General features: G+C 74.3%; 7 protein-coding genes. 5 read left to right on the forward strand and 2 right to left on the reverse strand.

Features of this window, described 5'->3' with window-relative positions:
* Positions 1-186: 186 nt before the first annotated feature.
* From ACLIYP_RS28680 to ACLIYP_RS28700, 5 genes are read left to right on the forward strand one after another with little or no spacing between them, the layout of a single operon-like run.
* The gene (locus ACLIYP_RS28680; RefSeq protein WP_093658377.1) at positions 187-597 is read left to right on the forward strand and encodes a roadblock/LC7 domain-containing protein; all 411 of its coding nucleotides are present in this window, start codon (positions 187-189) and stop codon (positions 595-597) included.
* A complete protein-coding gene (locus ACLIYP_RS28685) occupies positions 594-956 on the forward strand; it encodes a DUF742 domain-containing protein (protein WP_093658379.1) in 363 nt (120 codons plus the stop codon). Before ACLIYP_RS28680 ends, ACLIYP_RS28685 begins: the two co-directional genes overlap by 4 nt.
* Entirely contained in the window at positions 934-1,545 is a 612-nt protein-coding gene (locus ACLIYP_RS28690; RefSeq protein ID WP_412716011.1) for a GTP-binding protein, read from the forward strand. Before ACLIYP_RS28685 ends, ACLIYP_RS28690 begins: the two co-directional genes overlap by 23 nt.
* Positions 1,542-3,008 carry a cytochrome P450 family protein gene (locus ACLIYP_RS28695; RefSeq protein ID WP_412716012.1) on the forward strand — a complete coding sequence of 489 codons (1,467 nt, stop codon included), beginning with the start codon at positions 1,542-1,544 and terminating at the stop codon, positions 3,006-3,008. Before ACLIYP_RS28690 ends, ACLIYP_RS28695 begins: the two co-directional genes overlap by 4 nt.
* Positions 3,005-4,099 carry a cytochrome P450 family protein gene (locus ACLIYP_RS28700; protein WP_412716013.1) on the forward strand — a complete coding sequence of 365 codons (1,095 nt, stop codon included), beginning with the start codon at positions 3,005-3,007 and terminating at the stop codon, positions 4,097-4,099. The genes ACLIYP_RS28695 and ACLIYP_RS28700 overlap by 4 nt, the downstream gene beginning before the upstream one ends.
* Before the next feature lie 78 nt (positions 4,100-4,177).
* Here the strand turns inward: ACLIYP_RS28700 and ACLIYP_RS28705 are convergent, their stop codons facing one another.
* A complete protein-coding gene (locus tag ACLIYP_RS28705) occupies positions 4,178-4,999 on the reverse strand; it encodes an SDR family oxidoreductase (RefSeq protein ID WP_412716014.1) in 822 nt (273 codons plus the stop codon).
* Between the two features lie 34 nt (positions 5,000-5,033).
* Positions 5,034-5,943, reverse strand: a 910-nt coding sequence (locus ACLIYP_RS28710; protein WP_412716015.1) for an SbcC/MukB-like Walker B domain-containing protein, incomplete at its 5' end; no start/stop codon positions are given.

Here is a 5,943-nt window from a genome sequence, read left to right on the forward strand (position 1 = left end):
CACCTCCGACGCGCCACCGCCCTCAGTCCCCGCCCCCCGGTCCGCCGAGCGGCCGGCCGCCGGCCGCTCGGCGCGGGACTCAGCCGCCGCCCTGGGCGGCTTCGCCCGTGCCGCACGGGCCGCCCAGCGCACCACGCCGACGTCCGGAGGATCCGAGCCGGACGGGTCTGAAGGGAACACCGAGACATGATCTTCGACAACGAGAAGCTGGCCTGGATGCTGGGTCAGATCATGGACCAGCCCGAGGTCCACGACGCCCTGCTGGTCTCCGGGGACGGCCTGGTCCGGGCCTGCACCCCGGGCCTGGACCGGGACACCGCCGAGCAGACCGCCGCCGCGCTGGCCGGCGTCCAGGCCACCTCCAGCGCCAGCGCCCGGCTGTGCCGCTCCGAACCGGACTCCTGGGAGCAGAGCCTGACGCAGTTCCGCGACGGATACGTCATCACCATCCGCGCCGGCGACGGGAGTTTCCTGGCCGTGGGCACCTCCGGCGCGGCGGACGTGGAGGCCGTCGGCTTCCGGATGCACCAGCTGGTGGCCCAGCTCGGCGGGCAGATGGCCAGCGAGCCCCGCCACGACGCGGGCGGCCCGACATGACCCCCCGCCGCGTACGCACGGACCTGGTCCGGCAGTACGTCATCACCGGCGGCCGCAACCGGCCCAGCCGCAACACCCACGCCCTGGAACTGGTCACCCTGGTCACCGCGACCGGCGACCGGCCGGTGGCCGAACTGGAGCCCGAGCAGCAGAGGATGGTCCGGCTCTGCCGGGGCGGCTATCTGTCGGTGGCCGAGGTCGCCGGCCACGTACGGCTGCCCGTGTCCGTCACCACCATCCTGCTGGCGGACCTGATCGACAGCGGCCACATGGTCGCGCGCAAGCCCCCGCCGGTGGCCCGGCCCACCGACCTCGACGTGCTGGAGAAGGTCCTGGATGGCCTCAACAACATTCTCTGACGGCGGTGTCTACGTCCGCGACACCGTCCAGACCGCCGCCAAGCTGCTGGTCGTCGGACCGTTCGGCGTCGGCAAGACCACGCTGATCGGCGCGGTCAGCGAGATCGAGCCGCTGCGCACCGAGGAGGTCATGACGCAGGCCGGTGCGCTGGTGGACGATCTGAAGGGCGTGGAGGACAAGAGGACCACCACCGTCGCGATGGACTTCGGCCGCCTCACCCTCTCCCCCGAGCTGGTGCTGTACCTGTTCGGCGCGCCCGGTCAGCAGCGCTTCATGCGGGTGGCCCCGGTGTGGCGGCAGCTGGCCCTCGGCGCCTACGGGGCCCTGGTACTGGCCGACACCCGGCGGCTGGACGCCTCCTTCGACGCGATGGAGACGGTGGAGCGGCACGGCCTGCCGTACGCCGTCGCCCTCAACTCCTTCCCCGACTCACCGCGCTTCCCCGAGGAGGAGCTCCGCGAGGCCCTCGACCTGGGGCCCGGCACCCCCCTGGTCGACTGCGACGCGCGGGACCGCGCCTCCGCCGCACGGGCGCTGATCGCCCTGGTCAAGCACGTCCGCACCCACTACCAGGAGCACGTTTCGTGACGACCCCGCCTTCCGGCCCCAACACGGCTCCCCCGCCGGGCTGTCCCGCCCACCGGCCCCCGGGCACGCCCGCCGGTCTGCCGCGGCTGTACGGCCCCGACTTCGCCGCCGATCCGGAGGCCACCTACGCCGGTCTGCGCGCGCAGGGCCCGGCGAGCTGGGTGGAGCTGGCCCCCGGCGTCCCCGCGATCGTGGTAACCGACTACGGCGCGGCGCTGGAGGTGCTGCGCAGTTCGCGGTTCAGCAAGGACGCCCGCCGCTGGACGGCCCTGAACCAGGGGCTGATCCCGATGGACAACCAGGTCGTCCCCATGATGGGCTTCCGGCCCAGCCTGCTGTTCGCCGACGGCGACCGGCACCTGCGGCTGCGCAGGACCGTCGACGACGCGCTGGCCCGCGTCGACTCCTACCGCGTGCGCGCCTTCGTGCGGCGCAGCGCGACCGCGCTCATCGGCGAGTTCGGCCCCGCCGGCTCGGCGGACCTGGTCTCCCAGTACGCCGAGCGGCTCCCGGCGCTGGTGTTCACCCAGTTGTTCGGCTGCGACGACGCGCTGGCGGACCGGATGGCCCGGGCCTGCGCACGGATGATCGACGCCGAGCCCGCCACGGCCCAGCAGGGCAGCGAGGACCTGGCCCGCTGCCTGGGCGAGCTCGTCGCCGCCAAGCGCCGCTCCCCCGGCGCCGATGTGACCTCCTGGCTGCTGCACCACCCGCTGAGGCTGTCGGACGAGGAGATGATCCACCAGCTGGTGGTCCTCATCGGCGCGGGCACCGTGCCGCAGTCGGCCTGGATCTCCAGCTCCGTCATGCTGCTGCTGACCGACGACCGGTTCGCCGGCGACCTCTCCGGCGGCAGCCTCACCATCTCCGACGCGCTCAACGAGGTGCTGTGGGAGCAGTCGCCGATGGCGAACTTCTGCTTCCACTACGCCACGAACGAGTACGACCTGCGCGACGACTCCGGCGCCGGGCTGCTGATCCCCCCGGGCGTCCCGGTGCTCATCAGCCACGCGGCGGCCAACACCCAGGAGCCGCGCGACGGCGGCGGTGACCGCCGGTCCGCCAACCACGCCCATCTGGCGTTCGGCGCGGGGCCGCACGTGTGCCCCGCGCAGGGCGTCTCGGAGATCGTCACCGACGTGGCCATCGAGACGCTGCTGGACGTGCTGCCCGATGTGGCGCTGGCCGTCCCGGCCTCCGAACTGACCTGGCGACCGGGCCCCTTCCACCGTAGCCTGTCGGCGCTGCCGGTGACCTTCCCGGCACTCTCCGCGTCCGGCTCCACGCCCGTGCACACCCCCGCACCGTCCGACACGACCTCCGGAGGCCAGCCATGGAATCACCAGACATCCCCGTCCTCGACCCCACGGGACGCGACCTCCACGGCGAGGCGGCCCGCCTCCGCGCCCGGGGGCCGGCGACGCGGGTGGAGCTTCCCGGTGGGGTGGTCGCGTGGTCGGTGACCGGACACGAGTACGTCAAGCGCCTGGCCGGCGACCGGCGCGTCTCCCGTGACCCGCGGCAGCACTGGCCGGAGCTGGAGCGAATACCCCAGGACTGGGCCCTGAACGTGTGGGTGCGGGTGGTCAGCGCCTTCACCAGCTACGGGGCCGAGCACCGCCGGCTGCGCAACATGATCGCCCCCTCCTTCACCCCCCGCCGCACCGAGGCGCTGCGCCCGCGCGTCCAGGAGATCGTCGACGGGCTGATCACCTCTCTGGAGGCCGCCGATCCGGGTGAACCGGTCGACCTGCGCGCGAAGTTCGCCTACATCATCCCCAACGAGGTGATCTGCGAGCTGTTCGGCGTCCCCGCCGACATGCGCGCCTGGACCCGCCGGGTCATGGACGCCGTGCTGAACACCGGCGCCTCCCCGCAGGAGGCGCGGGCGGCCTACGCCGAGATGTGGGCCTGCATGCGCGCGCTCGCGGACGTCAAGCGCGTCCGGCCGGGGGACGACATGACCACCGAGCTGATCGCCGCCCGCGACGGCGACTTCGCGTTCGACGAGGACCAGTTGATCAGCACCCTCGTGCTGATGATCGGCGCGGGCAGCGAGACGGCCGTCAACCTGATCGCCAAGGCCGTCCACGCCCTGATCACCCGCCCCGGCCAGCTCGCCCTGGTACGGGAGGGGAAGGCGAGCTGGGACGACGTGATCGAGGAGACGCTGCGCGTCGAGGGCCCGATCATGCACATGCCCCTGCGCTACGCGGTGGAGGACATCGACCTCGACGGCGTGCTGATCCGCAGGGGCGAGCCCATCATCCTGGCCTTCGGCGCCGCGGGCCGCGACCCCGCCCTCCACGGCGAGGACGCCGACGCCTTCGACCTGACCCGCACCGAGCGCGAGCACCTGGCGTTCGGCTACGGCGTGCACTTCTGCCTGGGCGCGCCCCTGGCCCGCATGGAGGCGGCCATCGCGCTCCCGGCCCTCTTCGAGCGCTTCCCGGACATCCGGCCGGCCGCCGGGGTGGAGGGGCCCGTGCCCCAGGCGTCGTTCATCGCCAACGGCCACCAGTCCCTGCCGGTCCATCTCAAGCCCGTCGGCTGAAGCCGCCGAAACCTTTCCGCGCCTGCGGGCCGCCGGGCTCCGTGCCCGGCGGCCCGCAGGTGCGCCGACCCGCCGGCGTCAGCGGTTGAAGCCGCCGTCGGAGGTGATGACCTGGCCGGTGATCCAGGCCGCCTCGTCGGTGGCGAGCCAGGCGACCAGCCGGGCCGGGTCGTCCGGCCTCCCCCAGTGCCCGCCGGGGAAGAGGGAGGCGATGAACGCGTGGGTCTCGCCGGTGGTGTAACCGGTGTCCACCGGGCCGGGATCGACCGTGTTGACGGTCACGCCCCGGCGGGCCAGGGCGGTCGCCAGGCTCCGGGTGACGGAGGCCAGCGCCCCCTTGGCCAGCGCGTAGGCCAGCTCGCCCGGCATGCCGCCGCCCCGGTCCTGGCCGGAGGTCGTCATCACCACCCGGCCGCCGCCCCGCCCCTCGCCGCGCAGGCGCGCGTACGCCTGGACCAGCAGCACCGTGGAGCGGGTGTTCACCGCCCAGTGGGCGTCCAGCATGTCCGCGTCGATCTCGTCGAGCGTGCCGTCGCGGCCGCTGAGGGCGTGGTTGGCGACCAGGATGTCCAGCCGTCCGCCGAGGGCCCTGGCCGCGGTGGCGACGAGTTCCGCCGGAGCGCCGGGGGCGGTGAGGTCGGCGGGGCCGTGGGTGACGGCCGCGCCGTCGGCGGCGAGCGTGCGCAGGTCCGCGGCGAGCGCCTCGGGGCCGTCCGGGTCCGCTCCCCAGGGCTGTCCGGCGTCGTGGGGGACGTGGTGGTGGAGGTGGACGCTCGCGCCGTACGCCACCAGCCGGCGGGCGATCGCGTAGCCGATCCCGGCACGGCGGGAGGCGCCGGTGACCAGGGCGGTGCGGCCGAGCAGGGGCAGGGGGTCGCGGTGGGGCGCTTCGCGGGTCATGACCGGCCATCCTCGCGGCGCACCGCGGTGGCCGTCACCCGGTTTTCGGCACCCGGTGGCGTACGGCGGAACCGGTCCGGGCCTTGACCACCTCCAGCTGCGCCGGGATGCGCCGGCGCAGATCGGCGACGTGGCTGACGATGCCGACGCTGCGGTCGCGTTCGCGCAGGGAGTCCAGGACGTCCAGCACCTCGTCGAGGGTCTGGTCGTCCAGGCTGCCGAACCCCTCGTCGATGAAGAGCGTGTCCAGGCGCAGTCCGCCCGCCTCCTCGCAGACGACGTCGGCCAGGCCGAGGGCGAGGGCGAGGGAGGCGAAGAAGGACTCGCCGCCGGAGAGGGTGGCGGTGTCGCGCTCGTTGCCCGTCCAGGCGTCGATCACGTGCAGGCCGAGCCCTGAACGGCCGCGGCCGGAGGCGCGCGCGTCGGAGTGGACGAGGGTGTAGCGTCCCGCGGACATGTGCGCCAGGCGGGCACTGGCCGCGGCGGCGACCTGCTCCAGACGGGCGGCCAGCACATAGGACTCCAGGCGCATCCTGTGCTCGTTCTCCGCCGATGTGCCGGCGGTGAGGGCCGCCAGCCGGGCGACGCGGTCGTACTCCTCGCGCAGCGGTGCGAGTTCCCGGGCGTCGGCCAGGGCGCGGGCGGAGAGCCGGTCGAGCTGCTCGCAGCGGGTGCGGGCCTCGGCGTGGGCGGCGGAGGCGGTGTTCAGCAGCGCCACGGCCGACGCCAGCGCGGCCTCGGCCCCCGCCGTGCCGACCGGTTCGGTGCCGGCGGCTCCGAGGGCGGCCGGTTCCGCGTCGGCCGGTTCGAAACCGGCCAGTTCGGGGGCGGCCAGCTCGGCCGCGACGGCCGCCTCCTCGGCCTGCCGGTCGTCGACGCGGCGCTGCAGCAGACGCCGCTCGTCACCGGCGAGCCGGGCGTCGGCGGCGGCCTGCGGGGTGTCG

Source organism: Streptomyces nanhaiensis (genome assembly GCF_046614825.1).
Taxonomy (GTDB): domain Bacteria; phylum Actinomycetota; class Actinomycetes; order Streptomycetales; family Streptomycetaceae; genus Streptomyces; species Streptomyces radiopugnans.